Source organism: Microvirga calopogonii, from assembly GCF_003347665.1.
GTDB lineage: Bacteria > Pseudomonadota > Alphaproteobacteria > Rhizobiales > Beijerinckiaceae > Microvirga > Microvirga calopogonii.
Genome location: NZ_QDGA01000001.1, coordinates 397405 through 420688, shown reverse-complemented (window position 1 = coordinate 420688; position 23284 = coordinate 397405). Strand labels below are relative to the sequence as shown.

Annotated in this window: 21 protein-coding genes; 10 read left to right on the top strand and 11 right to left on the bottom strand. The window is 65.0% G+C overall.

Translation table 11 applies throughout. The annotated features are described in order from the left end of the window. Nucleotides 1-56: 56 nt before the first annotated feature. Entirely contained in the window at nucleotides 57-1208 is a 1152-nt protein-coding gene (locus DDF70_RS01910; protein WP_114943154.1) for an isobutyryl-CoA dehydrogenase, read from the bottom strand. 149 nt (nucleotides 1209-1357) lie between these two features. Then, entirely contained in the window at nucleotides 1358-2854 is a 1497-nt protein-coding gene (locus DDF70_RS01905) for a CoA-acylating methylmalonate-semialdehyde dehydrogenase (protein WP_114943153.1), read from the bottom strand. 122 nt (nucleotides 2855-2976) lie between these two features. Here DDF70_RS01905 and DDF70_RS01900 point away from each other — a divergent pair, with 122 nt between their 5' ends. Together DDF70_RS01900 and tal are read left to right on the top strand one after the other, a co-directional pair. Further along, a complete protein-coding gene (locus DDF70_RS01900) occupies nucleotides 2977-3867 on the top strand; it encodes a LysR family transcriptional regulator (protein ID WP_114943152.1) in 891 nt (296 codons plus the stop codon). A gap of 241 nt (nucleotides 3868-4108) precedes the next feature. Next, nucleotides 4109-5080: a transaldolase gene (gene tal / locus DDF70_RS01895; protein ID WP_114943151.1), complete on the top strand. Its 972-nt coding sequence runs from the start codon at nucleotides 4109-4111 to the stop codon at nucleotides 5078-5080. A 170-nt stretch (nucleotides 5081-5250) separates the two neighbouring features. On the opposite strand, the gene DDF70_RS01890 is transcribed toward tal, so the two are convergent. From DDF70_RS01890 to DDF70_RS01880, 3 genes are all read right to left on the bottom strand, one after another. After that, the gene (locus DDF70_RS01890; protein WP_114943150.1) at nucleotides 5251-6930 is read right to left on the bottom strand and encodes a thiamine pyrophosphate-binding protein; all 1680 of its coding nucleotides are present in this window, start codon (nucleotides 6928-6930) and stop codon (nucleotides 5251-5253) included. Between the two features lie 73 nt (nucleotides 6931-7003). Continuing rightward, a complete protein-coding gene (gene amaB / locus DDF70_RS01885; protein WP_114943149.1) occupies nucleotides 7004-8554 on the bottom strand; it encodes an L-piperidine-6-carboxylate dehydrogenase in 1551 nt (516 codons plus the stop codon). Nucleotides 8555-8901: 347 nt separating this feature from the next. After that, a complete protein-coding gene (locus DDF70_RS01880) occupies nucleotides 8902-10035 on the bottom strand; it encodes a saccharopine dehydrogenase family protein (RefSeq protein WP_114943148.1) in 1134 nt (377 codons plus the stop codon). A 114-nt stretch (nucleotides 10036-10149) separates the two neighbouring features. Here DDF70_RS01880 and DDF70_RS01875 point away from each other — a divergent pair, with 114 nt between their 5' ends. Together DDF70_RS01875 and DDF70_RS01870 are read left to right on the top strand one after the other, a co-directional pair. Then, on the top strand, nucleotides 10150-10578 hold the full coding sequence (locus tag DDF70_RS01875) for an Lrp/AsnC family transcriptional regulator (RefSeq protein ID WP_114943147.1): 429 nt from the start codon (nucleotides 10150-10152) through the stop codon (nucleotides 10576-10578). Beyond that, the gene (locus DDF70_RS01870; protein WP_114943146.1) at nucleotides 10575-11783 is read left to right on the top strand and encodes an NAD(P)/FAD-dependent oxidoreductase; all 1209 of its coding nucleotides are present in this window, start codon (nucleotides 10575-10577) and stop codon (nucleotides 11781-11783) included. Before DDF70_RS01875 ends, DDF70_RS01870 begins: the two co-directional genes overlap by 4 nt. A 48-nt stretch (nucleotides 11784-11831) precedes the next feature. Here DDF70_RS01870 and DDF70_RS01865 read toward each other — a convergent pair whose 3' ends face one another. Further along, nucleotides 11832-12551, bottom strand: a complete 720-nt coding sequence (locus DDF70_RS01865; protein WP_114943145.1) for a hypothetical protein — start codon at nucleotides 12549-12551, stop codon at nucleotides 11832-11834. A 207-nt stretch (nucleotides 12552-12758) separates the two neighbouring features. On the opposite strand from DDF70_RS01865, the gene ugpB reads away from it, so the two are divergent. The 5 genes from ugpB (at nucleotide 12759) to DDF70_RS01840 (ending at nucleotide 18995) form a co-directional block, all read left to right on the top strand. Continuing rightward, nucleotides 12759-14066, top strand: a complete 1308-nt coding sequence (gene ugpB, locus DDF70_RS01860) for a sn-glycerol-3-phosphate ABC transporter substrate-binding protein UgpB (protein ID WP_425374040.1) — start codon at nucleotides 12759-12761, stop codon at nucleotides 14064-14066. A 124-nt stretch (nucleotides 14067-14190) separates the two neighbouring features. Further along, nucleotides 14191-15072, top strand: a complete 882-nt coding sequence (gene ugpA / locus DDF70_RS01855) for a sn-glycerol-3-phosphate ABC transporter permease UgpA (RefSeq protein ID WP_114943144.1) — start codon at nucleotides 14191-14193, stop codon at nucleotides 15070-15072. After that, nucleotides 15072-15917 (top strand): sn-glycerol-3-phosphate ABC transporter permease UgpE, encoded by an 846-nt coding sequence (ugpE, locus tag DDF70_RS01850; RefSeq protein WP_114943143.1) that lies wholly within the window; start codon nucleotides 15072-15074, stop codon nucleotides 15915-15917. The genes ugpA and ugpE overlap by 1 nt, the downstream gene beginning before the upstream one ends. A gap of 112 nt (nucleotides 15918-16029) precedes the next feature. Further along, nucleotides 16030-17106, top strand: coding sequence for a sn-glycerol-3-phosphate import ATP-binding protein UgpC (locus DDF70_RS01845; protein ID WP_114943142.1), 1077 nt, complete (start codon nucleotides 16030-16032; stop codon nucleotides 17104-17106). Between the two features lie 257 nt (nucleotides 17107-17363). Continuing rightward, a complete protein-coding gene (locus DDF70_RS01840; RefSeq protein WP_114943141.1) occupies nucleotides 17364-18995 on the top strand; it encodes an HAL/PAL/TAL family ammonia-lyase in 1632 nt (543 codons plus the stop codon). A gap of 47 nt (nucleotides 18996-19042) precedes the next feature. On the opposite strand, the gene DDF70_RS01835 is transcribed toward DDF70_RS01840, so the two are convergent. Next, nucleotides 19043-19348 (bottom strand): hypothetical protein, encoded by a 306-nt coding sequence (locus DDF70_RS01835; protein WP_114943140.1) that lies wholly within the window; start codon nucleotides 19346-19348, stop codon nucleotides 19043-19045. Nucleotides 19349-19429: 81 nt separating this feature from the next. Here DDF70_RS01835 and DDF70_RS01830 point away from each other — a divergent pair, with 81 nt between their 5' ends. Continuing rightward, the gene (locus DDF70_RS01830) at nucleotides 19430-19945 is read left to right on the top strand and encodes a GNAT family N-acetyltransferase (protein WP_205772380.1); all 516 of its coding nucleotides are present in this window, start codon (nucleotides 19430-19432) and stop codon (nucleotides 19943-19945) included. A 6-nt stretch (nucleotides 19946-19951) separates the two neighbouring features. Here the strand turns inward: DDF70_RS01830 and DDF70_RS01825 are convergent, their stop codons facing one another. The 4 genes from DDF70_RS01825 to DDF70_RS01810 all read right to left on the bottom strand — a co-directional run bounded on the left by DDF70_RS01825 (nucleotide 19952) and on the right by DDF70_RS01810 (nucleotide 23249). Next, on the bottom strand, nucleotides 19952-20383 hold the full coding sequence (locus DDF70_RS01825) for a GNAT family N-acetyltransferase (protein ID WP_114943139.1): 432 nt from the start codon (nucleotides 20381-20383) through the stop codon (nucleotides 19952-19954). A gap of 19 nt (nucleotides 20384-20402) precedes the next feature. Continuing rightward, the gene (locus tag DDF70_RS01820) at nucleotides 20403-21641 is read right to left on the bottom strand and encodes an allantoate amidohydrolase (protein WP_114943138.1); all 1239 of its coding nucleotides are present in this window, start codon (nucleotides 21639-21641) and stop codon (nucleotides 20403-20405) included. A gap of 179 nt (nucleotides 21642-21820) precedes the next feature. Further along, a complete protein-coding gene (locus DDF70_RS01815; RefSeq protein ID WP_114943137.1) occupies nucleotides 21821-22864 on the bottom strand; it encodes an NAD(P)/FAD-dependent oxidoreductase in 1044 nt (347 codons plus the stop codon). A gap of 70 nt (nucleotides 22865-22934) precedes the next feature. Beyond that, nucleotides 22935-23249 (bottom strand): 2Fe-2S iron-sulfur cluster-binding protein, encoded by a 315-nt coding sequence (locus tag DDF70_RS01810; protein ID WP_114943136.1) that lies wholly within the window; start codon nucleotides 23247-23249, stop codon nucleotides 22935-22937. Nucleotides 23250-23284 lie beyond the last annotated feature (35 nt).

Genomic DNA, 23284 nt, shown 5'->3' with positions numbered 1-23284 from the left:
GGACCTGAGGGTCCTCCTCAGGATGAGGGCTTGAGGGTGCAATCTATTGCTCAAGATCACCGATTCCCGCGTCCCACCAGATCGCGCGCCACGATGAGCCGCATGATCTCGTTGGTGCCCTCCAGAATCTGGTGAACGCGCAGATCGCGCACGATCTTCTCGATGCCGTAATCGGCGAGATAGCCGTAGCCGCCATGAAGCTGCAGGGCGTCGTTCGCCACCTGGAAGCCCACGTCGGTGGCCATGCGCTTCGCCATGGCACAGAGCTTCGTCGCGTCGAGCGCCTTGGCGTCGAGAGCGGAGGCCGCACGCCACAGGAAGGTGCGTGCGGCTTCGAGTTCGGTCGCCATGTCGGCGAGCTTGAACTGGAGCGCCTGGAATTCCGCGATGCGCCGGCCGAAGGCCTTGCGGTCGTTCGTGTAGGCCAGCGCCTTGTCGAGCGCAGCCTGCGCGCCGCCCAGCGAGCAGGCGCCGATATTGAGACGCCCGCCGTCGAGGCCCGACATGGCGATCTTGAAGCCCTGGCCCTCGTCCGAGAGCCGGTTTGCGACCGGCACGCGCACGTCCTCGAAGATCACGGCTGCGGTGGGCTGCGCGTTCCAGCCCATCTTCTTCTCCTGCGCGCCGAAGGACACGCCCGGCATGTCCTTCTCGATCACCAGGGTCGAGATGCCCGAAGGGCCGTCCTCGCCCGTGCGCACCATGGTCACGTAGATGTCCGAGGTGCCGGCACCCGAGATGAACTGCTTCACGCCGTTGACGACGTAATGATCGCCGTCGCGCACGGCCCTGGTCTTGAGCGCTGCCGCGTCCGAGCCCGAGCCCGGCTCGGTCAGGCAATAGCTCGCGATCAGCTCCATGGTGACGAGGCGCGGGATATAGCGTTGGCGCTGCTCTTCCGACCCGTAGCGGTCGATCATCCAGGTCGCCATGTTGTGGATCGAAAGATACGCCGAGACCGCTGGGCAGCCGGTGGCGAGCGCCTCGAAAATCAGCGCCGCGTCGAGCCGCGTCATGCCCGATCCGCCCACGTCGTCGCGGGTGTAGATCGCCGCCATGCCGAGGGAGGCGGCCTCCCGCATCACGTCCACGGGAAAATGCTTCTTCTCGTCCCATTCGAGGGCATGGGGAGCGAGATTGTCCGCCGCGAAGGCAAGGGCCATGTCGCGGACGGCGATTTGATCTTCGGTGAGAGAGAACTGGGTCATGGTCCTAAATCGTCACGACAGAGGCGCTTCGTGCACCCCGACTTTGGATCTAGAGCATTCTGCGGCGAAGTGGTCCGGGGTGCCGTCAAAAAGATGCGGCCCTGAAAGCAAATGGCCGGGAGCCAGGTCCCGGCCATGTCTGTGATGACTTACTTCATCGTCGGAATGGAGAATTCCGCGCCTTCCTTGATGCCGGACGGCCAGCGGGAGGTGACCGTCTTGGTCTTGGTGTAGAAGCGCACCGCGTCGGGGCCGTGCTGGTTGAGGTCGCCGAAGCCCGAGGCCTTCCAGCCGCCGAAGGTGTAATAGGCGAGCGGCACCGGGATCGGCACGTTGATGCCGACCATGCCCACGTTCACCCGGGAGGCGAAGTCGCGGGCGGCGTCGCCGTCGCGGGTGTAGATCGCGACGCCGTTGCCGTATTCGTGGTCGGAGGGCAGGCGTAGGGCCTCGTCGTAGTTCTTGGCGCGCACGACCGACAGGACGGGCCCGAAGATCTCTTCCTTGTAGATGCGCATGTCGGTGGTCACCTCGTCGAAGAGGCAGCCGCCCATGTAGAAGCCGTTCTCGTAGCCCTGCATCTTGAAGTCACGGCCGTCGACCACGAGCTTGGCGCCTTCCTGGACGCCGATGTCCACGTAGGAGCGCACCTTCTCCATGTGGGCTCGGGTGACCATCGGGCCGAAATCGGCGGACGGATCTGTGGAGGGGCCGACCTTCAGGCTCTCGACGCGGGGGATCAGCTTGTCCATGAGCGCATCGGCCGTCGCCTTGCCGACGGGAACCGCCACCGACACGGCCATGCAGCGCTCGCCCGCCGAGCCGTAACCGGCACCGATGAGTGCGTCCGCCGCCTGGTCGAGATCGGCGTCGGGCATGATGATCATGTGGTTCTTGGCGCCGCCGAAGCATTGCGCGCGCTTGCCGTTCGCCGCGGCGCGGGAATAGACGTATTGCGCGATGGGCGAGGAGCCGACGAAGCCCACGGCCTTGATGTCCGGATCGTCGAGGATCGCGTCCACCACTTCCTTGTCGCCGTTGACCACGTTGAGGATGCCGGCCGGAAGGCCCGCCTCCATCATGATCTCGGCAAGCCGCATCGGCACGCCCGGATCGCGCTCGGAGGGCTTCAGGATGAAGGCATTGCCGCAGGCGATGGCGGGCGAGAGCTTCCACAGCGGGATCATGGCCGGGAAGTTGAACGGCGTGATGCCAGCAACGACGCCGAGCGGCTGGCGGATCGAATACATGTCGATGCCCGGACCGGCGCCTTCGGTGAACTCGCCCTTCAGGAGATGCGGGATGCCGGTGCAGAACTCGGCCACCTCGACGCCGCGCTGGATGTCGCCCTTCGCGTCGGCGATCGTCTTGCCGTGCTCGCGGGCGAGCATGTCGGCGAGGCTGTCGGTCTCCTTGGCGATGAGTTCGAGGAACTTCATCATCACGCGGGCGCGGCGCTGCGGGTTGGTGGCGGCCCAGGCGGGCTGTGCGGCCTTCGCGTTCTCGACCGCCTGGCGCAGCTCGTCCTTGGAGGCGAGGGCCACCCGGCCGAGAACCTCTCCGGTCATGGGCTGGAAGAATTCGGTGGTGCGACCCGACTTGCCGGCAACCTGCTTGCCGCCGATGAAATGTCCGACCTCGCGCATGGCGTCGTCTCCTCCTCAAGGGTGTTTTTCGTGTTCTCCTTCTATCATTGTTGAAATCGCACGACTATGGGTGAAACCAAAGCACCGTTGTGCGAAAATGCCAATACGGTCAAGGTGAGGCCATGAGCGCTTTCGATTGGGACGATCTCCGCTTTTTCCTCGCTGTCGCCCGGGCCGGCCGCCTCACCGCAGCCGCCCGTCAGCTGGAGGCCGACCACACCACCGTGTCGCGACGCATCTCGGCCCTGGAAGCGGCCCTCAAAGCCAAGCTGTTCGAGCGCAGTCCCCAAGGTTACACCCTGACCGAGCAGGGCGAGCGGCTCCTGCGGCACGCGGAGAGCATGGAAACCCAGGCTCTCGCGGTCGCGAGTGAACTTGGCGGGGCGGATCTCGCGCTCTCCGGCACGGTGCGCATCGGCGCGCCGGACGGGATCGGCACCTACTTTCTCGCCCCCGAACTCGGGGCCCTGGCCGAGCGGCACCCGGGCCTGACCCTGCAGCTCGTGGCTTTGCCGCGCACCTTCTCTCTGTCGAAGCGCGAGGCCGACATCGCCGTGACCCTGGAGCAGCCGACGGAAGGGCGCCTCGTCTCGCGCAAGCTCACCGATTACCGCCTGAGGCTCTACGCCTCGCAGGATTATCTCGACCGCCACGGGCCGGTGACGGAGCTGGCTGATCTTTCCGGGAAAACCCTCGTCACCTACGTGGCCGACCTGCTCTACAGCCCCGTGCTCGATTACTTCTCGGGTCTCGAGAAATACACCGCCCGCCGCTTCGAATGCGCCAGCGTGGTGGCCCAGGCCGAGGCGGTCCGCGCGGGCGTCGGCATCGGCATTCTGCACGATTACGCCGTGCGGCAGTTTCCCGAGCTGCGGGTGGTGCTGCCCGAGGTGTCGTATCTTCGCACCTACTGGCTCGTCACCCATGCGGACGTGCGGTCCCTGCGCCGGGTGGAGGAGGTTTATTCCTTCATCCTGAGCCGGGTGCGGGCCAATCGGGGGCTTTTCGTGTGAGAGGCCGCTTCCTCCACCACGTCATCACCGGCCTTGTGCCGGTGATCCCGACCCGAAAAGTGCTGAGCCTTTCCTAAGCGGGATGGCCGGGACTGATACCCGGATCAAGTCCGGGGACGGCCATGACGTGAGGAGTTTCACCGCCGGGATGAGGGAAAATGCGCGTCATGGTCTCAAGGGCTTCACGCCGCCATTTTAAGGGACTAAGTCAGACGCCAAAGGACAACCCACGGAGACCTCCATGCCCTCCAAGCTCGACCAATTGCGCGCCATGACGGTCGTCGTGGCCGATACCGGCGACCTCGACGCGGTGCGCCGCCTGAAGCCCCAGGACTGCACCACCAACCCGACCCTCCTCCTGAAGGCGGTGGAGATTCCCGCCTACGAGCATCTCCTCGAAGAGGCTCTGGCCTGGGGTCGCAAGCAGGGCGGTAGCCGTGAGAGCGTGGTGGCGGCGATCTGCGACCGGCTCGCCGTCGCCTTCGGGGCCGAGCTTGCCGGCATCGTGCCGGGCCGCGTCTCTACGGAGGTTGATGCCGATCTCTCCTTCGACACGGACGCGACGGTGAAGACGGCGCGAAGCATCATCAAGGATTATGCCGAGCGCGGCGTCGGGCGCGAGAAGGTCCTGATCAAGATCGCGTCCACCTGGGAGGGCATCCGCGCGGCGGAAGTTCTCCAGAAGGAAGGCATCGACTGCAACCTCACACTCCTGTTCTCGCAGGCCCAGGCCCAGGCCTGCGCGGAAGCAGGCGTGTTCCTGATCTCGCCCTTCGTCGGCCGCATCCTCGACTGGCACGTGAAGGCGGGGGGCGGTCCCTACACGGGCGAGACCGATCCGGGCGTGCTGTCGGTGCGCAAGATCTATGCCTCGTACAAGGCGCAAGGGATCAAGACCGTGGTGATGGGCGCCTCCTTCCGCAATATCGGCGAAATCGAAGCGCTCGCCGGCTGCGACCGCCTCACGATCTCGCCCGCGCTCCTCGACGAACTGGCGAACGCGCAAGGCGATCTGCCGCGCAAGCTCTCGGCCGACAATGTGGAGAAGGTTCAGCCCCTGCCGCGCATGGACGAGAAGAGCTTCCGCTTCGCCCTGAACGAGGACGCCATGGCGACGGAAAAGCTCGCCGAGGGCATCCGCTCCTTCGTGAAGGACCTGCGCTCCCTGCGCACGCTCGTGGCGCAGCGGCTCGACGAGGCGAAGGCGGCGTAAATCAGCCTCCGCCTGTCATTCCGGGGCGGCTCTTCAGAGCCGAACCCGGAACCCATGAACACAGCATTCAAAGAAAAAGGCGCTGCATAAACCGCAGCGCCTTTTCCCATTCAGTCAGCGTTTATGGTTTCCGGGTTCGGCCTATGGCCGCCCCGGAATGACGGTGGCGCTTACTTCTTCCCCGCCAGCGCCTTCTCGCGGATCTGCGTCAGCGACATGGTCGGCGTGATCACTTCCGGGTCGATGATGCAGTGGAGGATCGCCGGCTTGCCGGAGGTCAGCGCCCGCTGCAGGGCGGGGGCGAATTCCTCCGTCATGGCCACGCGCTCGCCATAACCACCGAACGCCTTCGCGTAAGCGGCGAAGTCCGGGTTCTTCAGCATCGTGGCCGAGACGCGGCCCGGATACTCGCGCTCCTGGTGCATGCGGATCGTGCCGTACATGCCGTTGTCGAGCAGGATCACCAGGATCGGCAGATCGTACTGCACGGCGGTGGCGAATTCCTGTCCGTTCATGAGGAAGTCGCCATCGCCGGCGAACACCACCACGGGGCTGTCGGTCCGAATGCGCTTCGCGCCGACGGCGGCCGGGACGCCGTAGCCCATGGAGCCGGAAGTCGGCGCCAATTGCGTGCCGTACTCACGGAAGGGCCAGAAGCGGTGGATCCAGGTGGCGAAGTTGCCGGCGCCGTTGCAGAAGATCGTGTCAGACGGCATCACCTTGCGCAGGTGAGCCATCACCTCGCCCATCTGCAGGCCGCCGGCGGTGCGGATGGCGCTCGGATCGCTCCAGGCGAGATAATCGGCATGCGCCGTCTTCGTGCTCTCGCTCCAGGGCAGCGAGGCCGGAGGATGCACGCCCTCCAGGGCCGCCGTGAACGCGACCGGCGAGGCGTTGATGGCGAGATGCGGGGAATAGACCCGGCCGATCTCGCTCGGATCGGGATGGACGTGCACCAGCATCTGCTGCGTCGCCGGAATGTCGAGGAGCGTGTAGGCCTGGCTCGGGATTTCCGAGAGGCGTCCGCCGACGAGCAGGACGAGGTCCGCTTCCTTGATGCGCGCGAGCAGCTTCGGGTTCACGCCAAGGCCGAGATCGCCGATATAGGACGCGTGATCGGCGGGAAACAGCATCTGGCGGCGGAACGTGCAGGCGACCGGCAGCTCGAAGCGCTCGGCGAAGCGCACGAAGCGCTGTACCGCAACGTCGGACCAGCGGCTGCCGCCGAGGAGCGCGATGGGCTTCTTCGCGCCGTGTAAGAGCTTCTGCAGCTCAGCCATCTGCGTCAGGCCCGGATGCGTCTCGACGATCTGGTAGCGCGGCGCGTCGGCGACCTGCGCCAACTCGGTGAGCACGTCCTCCGGCAGCGCGATCACGACCGGACCGGGACGTCCCGATGTCGCCACATGGAAGGCGCGGGAGACGATCTCGGGGAAGCGCGCCGGATCGTCCACTTCCGTGGCCCATTTGGCGAGAGGGCCGAAGGCGGCGCGGTAATCGAGTTCCTGAAACGCCTCGCGCTCACGCATGCCGCGCTCGATCTGGCCGACGAACAGGATCATCGGCGTCGAATCCTGCTTGGCGATGTGAATGCCCGGCGAGGCATTGGTCGCACCCGGACCGCGGGTGACGAAACAGATGCCGGGGCGGCCGGTGAGCTTGCCGTAGGCTTCCGCCATCATGGCGGCGCCGCCTTCCTGGCGGCAGACCGTGACGTTGATGTTCGCATCGTGCAGAGCATCCAACGCCGCGAGATAACTCTCGCCCGGTACGCAGAAGATGTGATCGACTCCATGGATGAGAAGCTGATCGACAAGAATCTGGCCGCCGGTGCGGGAGGGCGCTGTCATGGAAGGCTCGCGATGTGAGAGGGCAGATACAGAAACGGAGGGCAGTGCCCTCCGTTTAGCTAACGTGCAATGATCAGGCGTCGACGTCGAACTTCACGCCCTGGGCGAGCGGAAGCGTCGAGCCGTAATTGATCGTGTTGGTGGCGCGGCGCATGTAGGCCTTCCAGGCATCGGAGCCCGACTCGCGTCCGCCGCCGGTTTCCTTTTCGCCACCGAAGGCGCCGCCGATCTCGGCGCCCGAAGGACCGATATTGACGTTCGCGATGCCGCAATCGGAACCCGCCGCCGACACGAAGGCCTCGGCCTCGCGCAGGTTGAGCGTGAAGATCGATGAGGAGAGACCGGCGCCGACTGCGTTGTGCAGCTCGATCACCTCGTCGAAATCCGAATAGCGCATCACGTAGAGGATCGGCGCGAAGGTCTCGCGCGTCACCGGGCCGGTCTGGCTCGGCATCTCGACGAGGGCCGGACGCGCATAGACGCCCTCATTCGCCACATCCGTGTAGCGTCCACCGCCATGCACCTTGCCGCCGGCTGCGCGGGCCTCGTCAAGCGCGCGCTCCATGCCGTCGAAAGCCGCCTTGTCGATCAGCGGACCGACCAGCGTGCCCTCGGCGCGCGGATCGCCGATCTTCACGCTGCCATAGACCTTCACGAGGCGCGGCACGAGCTGATCGTAGACGCTCTCATGAACGAAGAGGCGACGCAGGGTGGTGCAGCGCTGGCCTGCAGTGCCCATGGCCGCGAAAGCAATGCCGCGCAGCGCCAGATCGAGATCGGCCGACGGGGCCACGATGGCGGCGTTGTTGCCGCCGAGCTCGAGGATCGCGCGGGCGAAACGCTCGGCGAGCTTCGGGCCGACCTGGCGGCCCATGGCGGTGGAGCCCGTGGCGGAGAGAACCGGCACGCGGTGATCCTCGACGAGGATCTCGCCGATCTCGCGACCGCCGAGGAGAAGCCCGAGCAGGCCGTCCGGCACGCCGCCGAAGCGCTTCGCGGCGCGCTCGGCGATCGCGTGGGTGGCGAGCGCCGTCAGCAGGGTCTTCTCGGAGGGCTTCCACACCACGCTGTCGCCGCAGACGAGCGCGAGCGCCGCGTTCCAGGACCACACGGCCACGGGGAAGTTGAAGGCCGAGATGACGCCGCAGACGCCGAGCGGATGCCAGGTCTCCATCATGCGGTGATCGGCGCGCTCGGTCGCGATGGTCAGGCCGTAGAGCTGCCGGGAGAGACCGACGGCGAAATCGCAGATGTCGATCATCTCCTGCACCTCGCCGAGGCCTTCCGAGACGATCTTGCCGGCCTCCAGCGTCACGAGACGGCCGAGATCGTCCTTGGCGGCGCGCAGTTCCTCGCCGAGCAGGCGGATGAACTCGCCGCGCTTGGGGGCCGGAACCTTTCGCCAGGCCTTGAAGGCGGCGTCGGCCCGGCCGATGGCGGCCTTGGCCTCCTCGGTCGTGGTCTCGCGCACATGGGCGATCACCTCTCCGGTGATCGGCGACCGAGCCGGGCGACCGCCGGACGCGAAGGCGCTGTCGGGCACTCCGAGGCGCGCGAGAATGGCGCGGGCCTCATCCGCAACGGAAGCGGGCGCAGAGGATACGGGTTTCAGGCTCGCGGTCATGTTGGTCTCCCTGGATGCGGGCTTGGGCTCATGGAGGCCCACCACCCTCGCTTGTCGTTGAAACGAAACGACGGCGGCTCTCATGCCACCGTCTTAATGCATGACCGGGAAGCCTGGGAACTGCTTTTCCCGAATAGGGTCATGCCAATTAGTCAAGAACCCGAGTGCTTCGTCTGCCCCACCTCGTCATCACCGGCCTTGTGCCGGTGATCTCGACCGGAAGGGCGCGGCGCTTTTCCAATCGGGACGGCCGGCACAAGGCCGGCCATGACGGAGAGAGTGGTGCGGCCGGAGAGGGCGTCTCGCCTGGCCCCACCCCGCTCCGACACCGATGAGCGAGGGCGCTCTTAGGCCACCGCGTCGAGGCGGATGTTCTTCACGGCTGGCTCGTGGCCCTCGTCCAGACGCTCGCCCGCATAGACGCGGCCGAAGCGGTTGGCCAGGAAGATGCCGAGATCGATCTCCTCCTGGCGCACGAAACCCTGTTTCGGCAGCTTGCCGGCAACGAGCAGGTCGAGCATGGCGCAGATCCCGGCGGCGGTCGTCACCTGGATCGCAGTGCGCTGGGTGCCGGCGACCTTCTGACCGTAGACGCTGCGGGCATAGGTTTCCTGCACGTAGCGGCCGCCGCGCTCGCCGGTCACGGTGACGAAGACGATGACCATGTCCTGCATGGTGGCCGGAACGGCGTTTTCCAGAATGTCCTTCAGGACCTCGCGGCGGTTGCGCAGCTGAAGGTCGTTGAGCAGCACCCGCATCAGGGCGCAATGGCCCGGATAGCGGATGGTCTTGTAATTCAGGTTGCGCACCTTGCCTTCGAGCGTCTCGCACAAAGTGCCGAGGCCGCCCGAGGTGTTGAAGGCTTCATAACGGGTGCCGTCGAGGGAGAACTCCTCCAGCTCCTCCATGGCGGGCACTTCGCGGAGCTTGCCGTCGACCACCGCCTCGCAGCGCTCGATGTATTCGTTGATGACGCCGTCCGTGCTCCAGGTGAGGTTATAGGAGAGGGCGTTCGAGGGATATTGCGGCAGGGCGCCGACGCGCAGGCGCACGGTGTCGAGCTTGTCGAAGCGGCTCGCGATGTCATGGGCCACGATGGAGATGAACCCGGGGGCAAGGCCGCATTGCGGAATGAAGGCCGTGGTGGCGCCCTCCGCCAGCTCCTTCACCATGCGGGTGGTGGCGACGTCCTCGGTCAGGTCGAAGTAGTTGACGTCGGCGAGGCGCGCCGCCTGGGCCACGTGGCCGGTCAGGTGATAGGGCGCCGCGCTGAGCACCGCGTAGCGGCCCTTGAGGGCGTTCTGCAGGGCGACCGCGTCATTGAAGTCAAGCTGGATCGTCTTGATGCCACCCTTGGCGACGGCTTCGAGGGCGGCGGCGGACGAATCCGCGACGGTGACGTCGTAGTCGCCGGTCTCGTGGAGCATGTCGACGATGGTGGAGCCGATCTTGCCGGCGCCGATGACGAGAATCGAATGCATGGAGTCCTCCCTGTGATCAGTTCAGAAAAAGGCAAAGCCCCGCAGAACGCCATGGACAAGTTGACGGAAAGACGGGTAATTTTCGGCATATTGCCATAAGGACTGGTCATTCTGATGCTCGACCCTACGGATCGTGCCTTGATTGCGCTGCTGCGGGAGAATGCCCGGATCGGCCATGCGGAAGCCGCCCGGCGGCTCAAGCTCTCCCGCACGACGGTGCAGGCCCGGGTCGAGAGCCTGGAGCGCCGGGGGGTGATCGCTGGATATACGTTGCGCCTGGCCGAGGAGATCGCGAGCCGCATGGTGCGGGCGCATGTAACCATCGTGGTGGCGCCCAAGGCCTCGGGCGGGGTCGTCTCCGCGCTTCAGCGCATGCCAGAATTGCGCGCGCTTCATTCGGTCGCGGGTGTCTTCGATCTTCTGGCGGTGGTAGAGGCTGAGGACGTTCCCTCCCTCGACGCGGCCATCGACAAGATCGGCGCCGTCGAAGGGGTGGAGCGCACGCAATCCTCCATCATCCTCTCAACGAAATTCGAACGATGACCTCTGCAGCTTCCTCTTCAGCCGATGTCGTGATCGTCGGCGGCGCCGTCATGGGTTCCTCCACGGCCTATCACCTGCTCGCCGATTCAGGCTTCAAGGGGCGCGTCGTCGTCATCGAGAAGGATCCGACCTACCAGCTCTCCGCCTCGGCCCTGTCCGCGGCCTCGATCCGCCAGCAATATTCGAGCGCGGTGAACATCCGCATCTCGCTCTACGGGATCGATTTCCTGCGCTCCATCGGCGACCGTCTCGCCGTCGACGGCGAGCGGCCGGAGATCGGCCTGAAGGAGGGCGGCTATCTCTATTGCGCGTCGGAGGCCGGCGAGCAGATCCTCCGGGAGAACCAGGCGCTTCAGGCGGAAGAAGGTGCGGACATCCTGTTCCTGAAGCCCGATGACTTGAAGGCCCGCTTTCCCTGGCTCAACACGGACGATCTGGCGGCCGGCACCTGGGGACGCTCGGGCGAAGGCTGGTTCGACGGCTGGGGCTTGCTCCAGGCCTTCCGCAAGAAGGCGCGATCGCTCGGCGCCGAATACGTGAAGGGCGAGGTCTCGCAAGTCGAGCGGGACGGCGGCACCATCGTGGCCGTGCATCTGAAGGACGGCACGCGGATCGCCTGCGGCACGCTCATCAACTGCGCCGGCTCCGGCGGACGGGCACTGGCCGCCATGGCCGGGCTCGACATTCCGGTCCAGGCCAAGCGCCGCTACGTCTTCACCTTCTCATGCAAGGGGCCCGTGGAGAACTGCCCGCTGCTCATCGATACGTCGGGAGCCTATGTGCGGCCTGAAGGGGAAGGGCACTTCATCTGCGGCGCCTCGCCGGAAGCGGATCTCGACCCCGACTGGTCCGACGAGGATCCCGCATCCCAGGAGATCGATCACTCCTTCTTCGAGGAGTTCATCTGGCCGAACCTGGCGCACCGCGTCCCGGCCTTCGAGGCGATCCGGCCGGGCCGTGCCTGGTCGGGGCCTTACGACATGAGCCTCCTCGACCACAATGCGATCATCGGCCTGGCCGGCGGGTTCAAGAACTTCTACCTCTGCAACGGCTTCTCGGGCCACGGGCTGCAGCAGGCCCCAGCGGTGGGCCGAGGCATGGCCGAACTGATCGTCCATGGCGGCTACCGCACGCTCGATCTGTCCGAGCTGGGTTACGAGCGCGTCCTCGCCAACCGGCCGCTGCTGGAGCGGAACGTGATCTAGGGCATCGAACGCAGAAGCGGGCGTGAATTCGACGTCACGCCCGATGCCTTAAAATCCCTCTTCGAACGTGCGGTAGGCCCAGACCCGGCCGCCGCGGTTCATGTGGCGCTGCATCAGGCCGGGCTGGTCGGGATCCGGCCGGGTGTCGACGGCAAGCTCGTTGACGCCTTCCCGGTCGGCCCGCTCGTCGCTCCGGCGCGAGCCGGTGCCGGTCGTCGTGCTCGACCCCTGATTGTCTTGAGCGAACTCGTCCGTCCTCAGATCCGTGGTGCCGAGGTCGTCCGCGCCTTCCGCCATCAGGCCCATTCCGGGCAGGGCGCTCGTGTTGGTCATGCCGCCGTCCGAGCCGCCCGTGATCCCGGCGCCCAGTGGAGCGCCCGCATCGGCTCCGGCCCGGTCGGACGGGTGGCCGCCCAGCCATTCGCGGCTGCTGCCGTCCAGATCGACCGGATCGAACATCTCCAGCACCCGCAAGGCCTCCTCGAGATTGTCCCGGTCGACCTGTGCGGCGATGAGGGTGCAATGCCTGTGGATTCCCTGCTCGAAGAGCCGCTTGTCGGCCTCCGGAAGGTTCAAATCTTGGAGAGCGTCCAGGGTCTCGTCCCGCGCGGAGAGGGCACGAAAGCCCGAGATCGACGAGATCTCGCGCGCCTCGGCGTTGCCGGCAGCCACGATTCGGTTCTCGGCGATGCCCATTTCCAGCAGGGATTGAAGGGCTTGTCGGGCTTGGGCGGGATCCCTGAACAGGGCTGCGATCATCTGGGGCATGGATTTCTTCCGTTGAGTTACTCCCTCAACGAAGAGGCGTTCCGGCCTGTTCCCAGGGCCGGCCGTTAAGTCTTTTGGTGGAAAGGGCTTCCATTTTGAAGCCGGCTATGATTGTCATGTTTTCGTCATAGAAACGTCATCCGGCCTTAATGCAGGGGTGATGAACGACAAGAACGTCCCCGACGGGATGACATGGGAGAGATCACTATGATGAAGAAGTCCCTCCTCGGCGCCCTGGCCATCGGCCTGGCGACGAGCACCTCCGCCTTCGCCCAGACCGAGATCCAGTGGTGGCACGCCATGACGGGCGCCAACAACGAGGTCGTGAACCGGCTGGCGGAAGAGTTCAACAATTCGCAGAAAGACTACAAGGTCGTCGTCAGCTACAAGGGCCAGTATGCCGACACGCTGAACGCCGGCATCGCGGCCTTCCGCGCCGGCAACGCTCCCCACATCCTGCAGGTGTTCGAAGTCGGCACGGCGACCATGATGGGCGCCCGCGGTGCCGTGAAGCCCGTCTACCAGATGATGGCCGAGGCCGGCGAACAGTTCGACCCGAAGGCCTACCTGCCGGCGATCACCGGCTACTATTCCACGGCCAAGGGCGAGATGCTCTCCTTCCCGTTCAACTCCTCCTCGATGGTCATGTGGATCAACAAGGACGAGCTGAAGAAGGCCGGCGTGAACGAAATTCCGAAGACCTGGCCTGAGGTTTTCGAAGCCGGCAAGAAGCTCAAGGCCGCCGGCCACGACACCTGCGGCTTCTCGAACGCCTGGGCTTCCTGGGCCAATGTCGAGCAGTTCTCCGCCTGGCACAACATTCCCATGGCGACGAAGGCCAACGGCCTCGACGGTTTCGACACGGAGATGAAGTTCAACTCCCCGGCTCACATCCGTCACCTGCAGAACCTCGTCGACCTGCAGAAGGACAAGACCTACGATTATTCGGGCCGCGACTCGAAGAGCGAAGGCCGCTTCACCTCCGGCGAATGCGCGATCTTCCTGACCTCGTCGGGCTTCTACGGCAACGTGAAGGCCAACGCGAAGTTCGACTTCACCTCGGTGCCGATGCCGTATTACCCGGACGTCCAGGGCGCTCCGCAGAACTCGATCATCGGCGGCGCTTCCCTGTGGGTCATGGGTGGCAAGAAGGCTGAGGAATACAAGGGCGTGGCCAAGTTCTTCGCCTTCCTGTCGGACACCGACCGTCAGGCCAAGCTGCACCAGGAATCGGGCTACCTCCCGATCACGAAGGCCGCCTACGAGAAGACCAAGGCTTCCGGCTTCTATGAGAAGAACCCGGTCCTCGAGACGCCCCTGAAGGAGCTGACCAACAAGGAGCCGACCGAGAATTCCCGCGGTCTGCGCTTCGGCAACATGGTCCAGATCCGCGACGTGATCTCCGAGGAGATCGAGGCGGCCCTCGCCGGCCAGAAGCCAGCCAAGGATGCCTTGGACGCCGCGGTGACCCGCTCGAACCAGATCCTGCGCCAGTTCGAGCGTACCGTTCGCTAACTCCGCCCGACTCGACAGTTTTTCATCCCGGGCGGCCGAAAGCCGTCCGGGATGATCTTATAGGACAACCTCGCAGACCGGTGGATGCCGTCATCTGCACCGTCACCGGACAACCGTAAGCGCGATGGAAAAACGAGCTCATTTTTCAGGCTGGACGCTGCCTCTGCTGCTGATCCTTCCGCAGATGGCGATCACCGTCATCTTCTTCTACCTGCCGGCCTCGCAGGCAATCTGGCAGTCCTTCCTGCGCGAGGATGCCTTCGGCCTTGCTTCCGAATTCGTCGGCTTCGAGAACTACAGCGCGGTCTTCGAGCAGCCTGAATATTACCGGGCGATGATCACGACCGTGATTTTCTCGACGCTGGTGGCCTTCTTCTCGCTCGCCGTCGCCCTTCTTTTCGCCACCCAGGCCGACAAGAGCCTGCGCGGCGGCCATGGCTTCAAGACCCTGCTGATCTGGCCTTATGCGGTGGCCCCCGCCATCGCGGGCGTTTTGTGGATGTTCATGTTCCATCCGACGCTCGGCACGCTCGGCCGCCCGCTCAACGTCATGGGGTTCAACTGGAATCCCATGCTTGACGGCAAGGATGCCATGACCCTGCTCGTGCTCTCCGCCACGTGGAAGCATGTCAGCTACAACTTCCTGTTCTTCCTCGCGGGCCTCCAGGCGATTCCGAAGAGCGTGATCGAAGCAGGCGCCATCGACGGTGCCGGTCCCCTGCGCCGCTTCTGGACGATCATCTTCCCGCTGCTCTCGCCCACGACCTTCTTTCTTCTCGTCGTGACCATCGTGTACGTGTTCTTCGAGACCTTCGGCATCATCGATGCCGTGACGGGCGGCGGTCCTGCCGGAACGACGACAACTCTCGTCTACAAGGTTTATGCGGACGGCCGCTCCGGCGGCGATCTCGGCCTCTCGGCCGCTCAATCGGTGGTCCTCATGGTCATCGTGATCGGGCTGACCGCCATCCAGTTCAAATACGTCGAGCGCAAGGTGCAGTACTGATGGTCGAGAATCGTCCCTTTAGAGACTTCATGGCCTACCTGACGCTGGTGCTCGGCGTCGTCCTGGTGGCCTTCCCGGTCTATCTCGCCATCATGGCGTCGACCTTCGACACCGCCACCATCATCAACGGCAACATGCCGCTGGTGCCGGGCAACCAGGCGCTGGAAAACTACTCCCGCGCGCTTTTCTACGGCGGCAAGACGGCCCGCGAGCCCGTGATGGGCATGATGCTCAATTCCATGATCATGGCGCTGGGCATCGCCTTCGGTAAGATCCTGATCTCGATCCTGTCGGCCTATGCGGTGGTCTATTTCAAGTTCCCGTTCCGCAGGACGGCATTCTGGGTCATCTTCATCACCCTGATGCTTCCGGTCGAAGTGCGTATCTATCCGACCTACAAGATCGTCGCCGATCTGGGGCTTCTCGATACTTATTCCGGTCTCATCCTGCCGCTCATCGCGTCGGCCACCGGTACGCTTCTCTTCCGCCAGTTCTTCATGACCATTCCGGAGGAGCTGCTGGAAGCCTCGAAGATCGACGGCGCAGGCGCGTTCCGCTTCTTCAAGGACACGCTTCTCCCGCTGTCGATGACGACGATCGCGGCGCTCTTCGTGATTCAGTTCATCTATGGCTGGAACCAGTATCTCTGGCCGCTGCTGATCACCACGAAAAGCTCGATGCAGACCATCGTGATCGGCATCAAGAAGATGATCACGACCACGGATGCGCTGACCGAGTGGAACATCGCCATGACGACGGCCGTGCTCGCGATGATCCCGCCGGTTCTGGTCGTCATCTTCATGCAGCGGCTCTTCGTGAAGGGTCTCGTCGAAACGGAGAAGTGACGCAGGTTGCGCACGGCCCTCTCGGCTTCATGGTGGGAGGGCTCCTTCTCACTTAACGGAATTTTCGCCCGGTGCCCCATGCGGCGCGGGCAGCGGTTAAAGGAACGAAACAATGGCAGGGGTAACACTCGACACCGTTCGCAAGATCTATGCGGGCAATGTGGAGGCCGTGAAGGGCGTGTCGCTCGGCATCGAGGACGGCTCTTTCTGCGTGCTCGTCGGCCCGTCGGGCTGCGGCAAGTCCACGCTTCTTCGCATGATCGCAGGCCTCGAGACGATCTCCGGCGGCGAGGTGAAGATCGGTGATCGCGTGGTGAACCAGGTGGAGCCCGCCGATCGCGACATCGCGATGGTGTTCCAGAACTACGCGCTCTACCCGCACATGAGCGTCTACGACAACATGGCCTACGGCTTGAAGAACCGGAAGACGCCGAAGGACGAGATCGAGAAGCGCGTGAAGGAAGCGGCCCGCATCCTGGCCATCGAGCCGTTCCTCGAGCGCAAGCCGCGCGCCCTGTCCGGCGGCCAGCGCCAGCGCGTCGCCATGGGCCGCGCCATCGTGCGCAAGCCGCAGGTCTTCCTGTTCGACGAGCCGCTCTCCAACCTCGACGCCAAGCTGCGCGTGCAGATGCGCGTGGAGATCAAGCGCCTCCAGAAGGCCCTCGGCGTCACCTCCATCTACGTGACGCACGACCAGGTCGAGGCGATGACGCTCTCCGACAAGCTCGTGGTGATGTCCGGCGGCCAGATCGAACAGGTCGGCAGCCCGTCCGAGGTCTACCGCCGTCCCGAGACCCGCTTCGTCGCCACCTTCATCGGCTCTCCGCCCATGAACATCCTGCCCGGCAAGGTCGAGGGCCCTGGCCGCGTGTCGGTTGGCGGACAGGTCATCGCCGTCTCGGACATGCGCGACGGCCTCGCCCCCGGCTCCGCCATCGAAGTGGGCCTGCGTCCGGAGGACGTGCAGGCCGGCGGCGCGGGCTCAAGCTCCCTCTCCATGGATGTGGATTTCGTCGAGGAACTCGGCGCGACCCAGCTCTTCCACGGCAAGGTCGCCGGTGCCGAATTCGTCGTCCAGGCCTCCACCGGCCAGATCCCGGCGGACACCCGCAAGCTGGCCCTCGCGGTCGATCCGGCCAATGTCCACCTCTTCGATCCCCAGACTACGAAGCGCCTCGGCCGCGTGTGACGGCGGAACGGTCGGCTGACGGAAAAATCACAGGGCCTCGGCACAGCCGGGGCCTTTTTCGTTGGGACCTCCGTTTCACACACCCTCCACGTCATGGCCGGGCCTGTCCCGGCCATCCCGCTAAGGTGAAGCTCGGCGTTCCATGCCATCGGGATCACCGGCACGAGGCCGGTGATGACGTGGTGTGAGGAATAGGGCCGAGGTTGCGCCGCGTGCGAAGCCTCGGTATCCCTTTGTCTTCAACGTGAGGAACAGCGATGACGGTCAAGCTCGACGGCGCCACTCTCGGGATCCAGGATGTAGTGCGCGTCGCGCGCGCCGATGCTGAAGGGACATTCGCCACGGCCGCCCTGGCGCCGGAAGCGCGCGAGCGCATCGCCGCCACGCGCGACTATATCGACCGCACCTGGATGCATGACGACGCGCCGCTCATGTACGCCTTCAACACCGGCGTCGGCCTGTTCAAGGACCAACGTGTCCTCATCGCCGATATGGCAGCCTATCAGCAGAAGACCGTTTACGCCCATGCCACCGGTGTCGGCGAGCCTTTCGCCGAGGACGTGACGCGCGCCATGATGCTCCTGCGCGCCAATGCCTTCGCGTCGAACTATTCGGGGCCGCGCGTCGAGCTGGTGGAGCGCCTCATCGCCTTCCTCAATGCGGGCCTGCATCCGGTCATTCCGCAGAAGGGCTCCGTCGGCGCCTCGGGCGACCTGGCGCCGCTCGCGCACATGGCCGGCGCCGTCTGTGGTTTCGAAGAGGCCGAGATGATCTATCGCGGCCGCCGGATGCCGGCGCGCGAAGCCATCAGGGAGGCTGGCTTCAATCCCGATTTCGAGCTCGGCGCGAAGGATGCCTCCGCGCTCATCAACGGCTCGACCACGTCGCTCGCCCTCGGGGCTCTCGCCACGCACGACGCGCGCCGCCTGCTCAAGCAGGCCGACATCGCCATGTGCCTGTCGCTGGAAGCCATGCGCGGCGAACTCGCGGCCTTCGACCCGCGCGTGCACAAGGCACGTCCGCATCCGGGCCAGGCGCGCACGGCACGCAACCTGCTGCGCATCCTCGAGGGCACGAAGCGCTGCTCGCAGGACGCGCGCGACATCGTCTTCCCCGACGAGCCGCGCCAGCCGGGAACGCCCGCGCCTCCCCGTGTGCAGGATGTCTACTCGCTGCGCTGCACGCCGCAGGTTCACGGGCCGGCCGTCGAGGCTGTCGAGTACGTGGAGCGCATCATCGGCACCGAGATGAACTCCGCCACCGACAACCCGCTGATCTTCGACGACGGGCAGGGCGGCTACGTGTCGATCTCGGGCGGCCATTTCCACGGACAGTACATGGCGCAGGCCATGGATTTTCTCGCCATCGCCATGGCGGATCTCGGAGCGATTTCCGAGCGTCGCCTCGCGCGCCTCATCGATCCCACCATGTCCTACGGCTTGCCGCGCAACCTGCTGGCCGGCAAGCGCGGCCTCAACACGGGCTTTGCCACGGTGCAGTGCTCCATGTCGGCGCTGGTCATGGAAAACCGGGGACTGGCGACGCCCGGTTCGGTCGATTCCATCCCGGGCAAATCCAATGCCGAGGACCACGTCTCCAACTCCACCTGGTGCGGGCGCAAGGCTCGCATCGTCGTCGAGAACGTGGAGCAGATCGTAGCCGGCGAATTGCTGATGGCCGCGCAGGCGCTCACCCTCGTGGAACCGCTCGCCAAGGACTACCCGCTGGGCAAGGGCTCGCGCGCCGCGATGGACGCGATCCGCGCCGTCATTCCGCCGGCGCTCGACGGTGACCGCTGGTACGCGACGGAGATGCGGCAGGCCCTCGACCTCGTGCGCTCGGGCGCGGTGGTCGAAGCGGTCGAGAGCGCCATTGGGGAGCTGGAATGAAAAAGGGCCCGGTGATCCCGGGCCCTGCTGCTTTCAGCTGAGCTTGATCAGCGGCAGCGGCGAATCTCGCGATACACGACGCGGCCGCTGGGCTGCACCACGCGCTCGCGCACGGTGCGGCAGCGATCGGCCCGACGCTGCCAGGCCGGGACGCCACATTCACGCACGGTGCGATAGACGACACGGCCGTTGGGACGCACGGTGCGCACACGCCGCGTCACACAGGCCACGTCGTCCACAAGGCTGGGCGCCTGCAGCTGCTCGGCGCCGAAACGGGCCTGAGCTTCTTGCGGTGCAGCAAAGAAGCCTGCGCCGAGGGCGAGAGCGAAAGCGGGGAGAATGATGGCTCGCATGGTCCAATCCTTTTTGTTTTGAGGAGGGGCTGACGACAACGACATGTCTATGCCATGGTTCCTGAAGATGGGATGAACTTCATGTTGCCACGCGTTGTCATTCGTCTCGTACATGCCTCGGACGCCGCCGAGTTGATCGCGGCCAATCTCGCGAGCATCGATCTGCACGAGCCCTGGGTTTCGCCCTGCCGCGATCATGCGAGCTTCCAGGGTTATCTCGCCCGCTGTGATGGCGACCGCTCCATCGGCTTCATCGCCCGTGAGCGGGAGAGCGGCAGGATCGTCGGAATCGTCAACCTGAGCGAGATCGTGCGCGGCTTCTTCCAGAGCGCCTATATGGGCTATTACGGCATGGCCGGCATGAACGGGCGTGGGCTGATGAGCGAAGCGGTGAGCCGCGTGGTCTCGCACGCCTTCGGCGAACTCGGATTGCACCGCATCGAGGCCAATATCCAGCCGGGCAACGGGCCTTCCCGCGCCCTCGTCCAGCGCCTCGGCTTTCGCCAGGAGGGCTACTCGCCGCGTTATCTCAAGATCGGCGGCGAATGGCGCGACCACGAGCGCTGGGCCGTGCTCGCGGATGAGTGGAGTGCTTAACGCAGTTCAGGTCATAGGCCCGAGTTTCTTCTGCAGGAAGAAGCGGCTGCCGCCGACCGGGTAATCCTTCAGCTCGCCGAAGAGCTCGTAGCCCAATTTTTGGTAGAGCGTGAGCGCCTTCGGATTGAGCGTGTCGATCCAGGCCGAATGGCAACCCTCGTCGCGGGCCTCTTCTTCGGCCATTGCAATCAGTTGCGTCGCAAGCCCCATGCCGCGAAAGGCCTCGGGCACGAAGATGAGCTCGATGGCAAGCCAGCCGCCATTCATGCGGCCGCAGAGCCCTCCGACCGGCTCGTCGCTGCCGGGTTCGCGAAGCGCGATGGCGAGGTCCCGGCCCGGCGGATGGCCGACGAAAAGAGTTTTGTTGAACTCCCGCAAGCCTTTCCGAAGAACCGGCTGAAGCGCCGCGGCATCCTCGATGAACGTGATCCTGGGCATTTGACTCATCGGACGAAACTCACACGGAGATCCGCTTGACGGCATCGATCAGAACGCGCGCCGCGACGTCCGCATCCTCGACGGTGATCGACTCCGCCGGGTTGTGACTGATGCCGCCCTTGCAGCGCACGAAGAGCATGGCGGAAGGGCAGAGATTGGCCATCGCGACCGCATCGTGACCCGCGCCGGATGACAGGTGCAGCGGTTTGATTCCGAGGCTTCTGACAGACTCTTCGAGCCGTGCGATCAATGTCTTGTCCATGGGTGTGGCGGGGGATTCCATGAACGGCTCGATGGTGAAGTCCACACCGCGCCTTTGAGCGACAGCCTGGCATTCGGTCACGATGTCCTCGACCATGGCCAAACGCACCGCGTCGTCGGGCGAGCGGGCATCGAGAGTGAAGTCGACCCGTGCGGGAATGACGTTGATCGCGCCGGGCTGCACCTGCGCGACGCCCACCGTCGCTACGGTGTCGGTGCGCGTGGAGCCTGCGCGCTCCACGATGCCGATCATTTCCGCCACGGCCGCGAGCGCATCGCGGCGCATATTCATCGGCACGGTGCCCGCATGGCCCGCTTCGCCGATCACGTGGGCGCGGGCGCGGGTGATGCCGTTGATGGCCGACACGATGCCGACGGGCAGGTTCTTGGCCTCGAGCAGCGGCCCCTGTTCGATGTGCACCTCGAGATAGCCACGATACCGCGCCGGGTCGCGGGCCAGTGTGGCTGCAGCATCCGGATCGCCGCCGAAGCGGATCAGCGCATCGCGTAAAGTGACTCCATCCTGGTCCCTGCCGTCGAGCCACGCCGGATCGAAGCGGCCGGCCAGGGCCTGGGACGTGGAGAGATTCGTGGGGAAGCGCACATTTTCCTCATCGCCGAACGCCACGATCTCGATGGGGCAGGGAGGCTCGATGCCTTGTTCCTTCAGCGCCTCGACCACGACGATGCCGAGCACCACGCCGAGATTGCCGTCGTAGCGGCCGGCATCGACGACGGAATCGATATGCGAGCCGATGAGGAGCGCGGGGGCTTGCGGATTGGCGCCCTCGACGCGTCCGACGACGGAGCCGAGAGCATCGATATGGGCGTCGAGCCCTGCCTGCTGCATCAGATGCAGCGTCGCATCCGAGGCTCGGCGATGGGCGTCGGAGAGATAGAGGCGCGTGAGGCGGCCGGGCTCGTCCGTGTGCTGGGCCAGCTCCTCGATCATCGCCATCACGCGGCGGCCGAGGGTGAGATCTGTCGCGTTCGTCATGGGCCGGAGAGTTTCAGGAACCGGCCTGCTTCGCAAGACCTGATTACATACCAAGAACCTCATCCTGAGGAGCCACGAAGTGGCGTCTCGAAGGAGGATCCAGAGAGCGCTGGAGGATCCTTCGAGACGGTCGCTTCCGCGACCTCCTCAGGATGAGGATGGTGCTTGTGATAGGCGTCTCAAGCCGCCACGCCGAGCTTCTTCTGCAGGCTCGTGGACGAGGTCGTGTATTGGAACAGGAGCCTCTTCTCGGGATAGACGTAGCGATGCACCTTCTGGGCCGCCAGCGCGCCCTCGTGGAAGCCGGAGAGGATGAGCTTCAGCTTGCCCGGATAGGTGTTGATGTCGCCGATGGCGAAGATGCCGGGAACGTTGGTCTCGAACTTCTCCGTATCGACCGGGATCACGTTCTCGTGCAGGTTCAGGCCCCAATCGGCGATGGGGCCGAGCTTCATGGTGAGGCCGAAGAAGGGCAGCATCACGTCGCAATCGACCGTGAACTCCGAGCCGTCGTCCTTGCGGATCACGGCACCGTGGAGCACGTGGTTCTCGCCCTTGAGTGTGCTGACCTGGCCGAGATGCAGGTCCATGTCGCCGGAGGCGACCAGCGAGCGCATCTTCTCCACCGTGTGGGGCGCGGCCCGGAAGGCGTCGCGGCGGTGGAGCAGGGTCAGGCGCTTGGCGATGGGCTGGAGGTTCACCGTCCAGTCGAGGGCGGAATCGCCGCCGCCGACGATGAGCACCTTCTTGTTGCGGAACATCTCCATCTTGCGCACGGCGTAGAACACGCCGGTGCCCTCATAGGCCTCGATGTTGTCGATCGGCGGCTTCTTGGGCTGGAACGAACCGCCACCGGCCGCGATGATCACGGCCTTGCAGGTGAAGGTGGTGTCGTTCTCGGAGGTCTTGACCCGGAACAGGGGCGCTTCCGGCGTGCCGATGGATTCCAGGCTCTCCACCATCTCGTTGAGGTGGAAGGTCGGATGGAACGGCTCGATCTGCGCCATCAGGTTGTCGACGAGGCCCTGGCCGGTCACCATCGGGAAGCCGGGAATGTCGTAGATCGGCTTTTCCGGGTAGAGCTCGGCGCACTGGCCGCCCACCTTCGGCAGGATGTCGATGAGATGGCATTTGATGTCGAGGAGGCCGAGTTCGAACACGGCGAACAGGCCCACGGGCCCGGCACCGATGATGACGACGTCCGTTTCGATATGGTCGGTCATGAACAGGCTCCTTCGAGAGACCCTTTGGAAACACGGTCTCTTAAGCTTTGGCAATGTGGCAGGCTGGCGATCAGGCCCCGGTCGGCGCCAGGGTGACCTCCAGGCCGTCGAGTTCGGGGGTCCAGAGGATCTGGCAGGACAGGCGGGAATTGGGACGCGTCATCACGGTGTCCAGCTGGTCCTCCTCTTCCTCCGTGGGAGGATAGAGCCTGTCCAGCCAGTCCTCGGCGACGAAGACGTGACAGGTCGCGCATTCGCAGGCGCCGCCGCACAGGCCCTCGATGGGCAGGCCCCAATCGCGGATGATCTCCATCACCCGCCAGCCCTCGATGGCCTCGAGGGTGTGGCGCTGGCCGGCCCGGTCGGTCACATGGATGACGCCCATGAAGCGGGAAATCCTTATGTCGTGCGTTCTGGGAT

Bases quoted from the DNA above. Each gene is read 5' to 3' on its own strand.
- DDF70_RS01910 (WP_114943154.1), bottom strand. From the start codon at position 1,208: ATGACCCAGTTCTCTCTCACCGAAGATCAAATCGCCGTCCGCGACATG.
- DDF70_RS01905 (WP_114943153.1), bottom strand. From the start codon at position 2,854: ATGCGCGAGGTCGGACATTTCATCGGCGGCAAGCAGGTTGCCGGCAAG.
- DDF70_RS01880 (WP_114943148.1), bottom strand. From the start codon at position 10,035: ATGCATTCGATTCTCGTCATCGGCGCCGGCAAGATCGGCTCCACCATC.
- ugpA (WP_114943144.1), top strand. From the start codon at position 14,191: ATGGAAAAACGAGCTCATTTTTCAGGCTGGACGCTGCCTCTGCTGCTG.
- DDF70_RS01845 (WP_114943142.1), top strand. From the start codon at position 16,030: ATGGCAGGGGTAACACTCGACACCGTTCGCAAGATCTATGCGGGCAAT.
- DDF70_RS01840 (WP_114943141.1), top strand. From the start codon at position 17,364: ATGACGGTCAAGCTCGACGGCGCCACTCTCGGGATCCAGGATGTAGTG.
- DDF70_RS01810 (WP_114943136.1), bottom strand. From the start codon at position 23,249: ATGGGCGTCATCCATGTGACCGACCGGGCCGGCCAGCGCCACACCCTC.
- DDF70_RS01815 (WP_114943137.1), bottom strand. From the start codon at position 22,864: ATGACCGACCATATCGAAACGGACGTCGTCATCATCGGTGCCGGGCCC.
- DDF70_RS01890 (WP_114943150.1), bottom strand. From the start codon at position 6,930: ATGACAGCGCCCTCCCGCACCGGCGGCCAGATTCTTGTCGATCAGCTT.
- DDF70_RS01875 (WP_114943147.1), top strand. From the start codon at position 10,150: ATGCTCGACCCTACGGATCGTGCCTTGATTGCGCTGCTGCGGGAGAAT.
- DDF70_RS01835 (WP_114943140.1), bottom strand. From the start codon at position 19,348: ATGCGAGCCATCATTCTCCCCGCTTTCGCTCTCGCCCTCGGCGCAGGC.
- amaB (WP_114943149.1), bottom strand. From the start codon at position 8,554: ATGACCGCGAGCCTGAAACCCGTATCCTCTGCGCCCGCTTCCGTTGCG.
- DDF70_RS01900 (WP_114943152.1), top strand. From the start codon at position 2,977: ATGAGCGCTTTCGATTGGGACGATCTCCGCTTTTTCCTCGCTGTCGCC.
- DDF70_RS01870 (WP_114943146.1), top strand. From the start codon at position 10,575: ATGACCTCTGCAGCTTCCTCTTCAGCCGATGTCGTGATCGTCGGCGGC.
- ugpB (WP_425374040.1), top strand. From the start codon at position 12,759: ATGATGAAGAAGTCCCTCCTCGGCGCCCTGGCCATCGGCCTGGCGACG.
- DDF70_RS01865 (WP_114943145.1), bottom strand. From the start codon at position 12,551: ATGCCCCAGATGATCGCAGCCCTGTTCAGGGATCCCGCCCAAGCCCGA.
- DDF70_RS01830 (WP_205772380.1), top strand. From the start codon at position 19,430: ATGTTGCCACGCGTTGTCATTCGTCTCGTACATGCCTCGGACGCCGCC.
- ugpE (WP_114943143.1), top strand. From the start codon at position 15,072: ATGGTCGAGAATCGTCCCTTTAGAGACTTCATGGCCTACCTGACGCTG.
- DDF70_RS01825 (WP_114943139.1), bottom strand. From the start codon at position 20,383: ATGCCCAGGATCACGTTCATCGAGGATGCCGCGGCGCTTCAGCCGGTT.
- tal (WP_114943151.1), top strand. From the start codon at position 4,109: ATGCCCTCCAAGCTCGACCAATTGCGCGCCATGACGGTCGTCGTGGCC.
- DDF70_RS01820 (WP_114943138.1), bottom strand. From the start codon at position 21,641: ATGACGAACGCGACAGATCTCACCCTCGGCCGCCGCGTGATGGCGATG.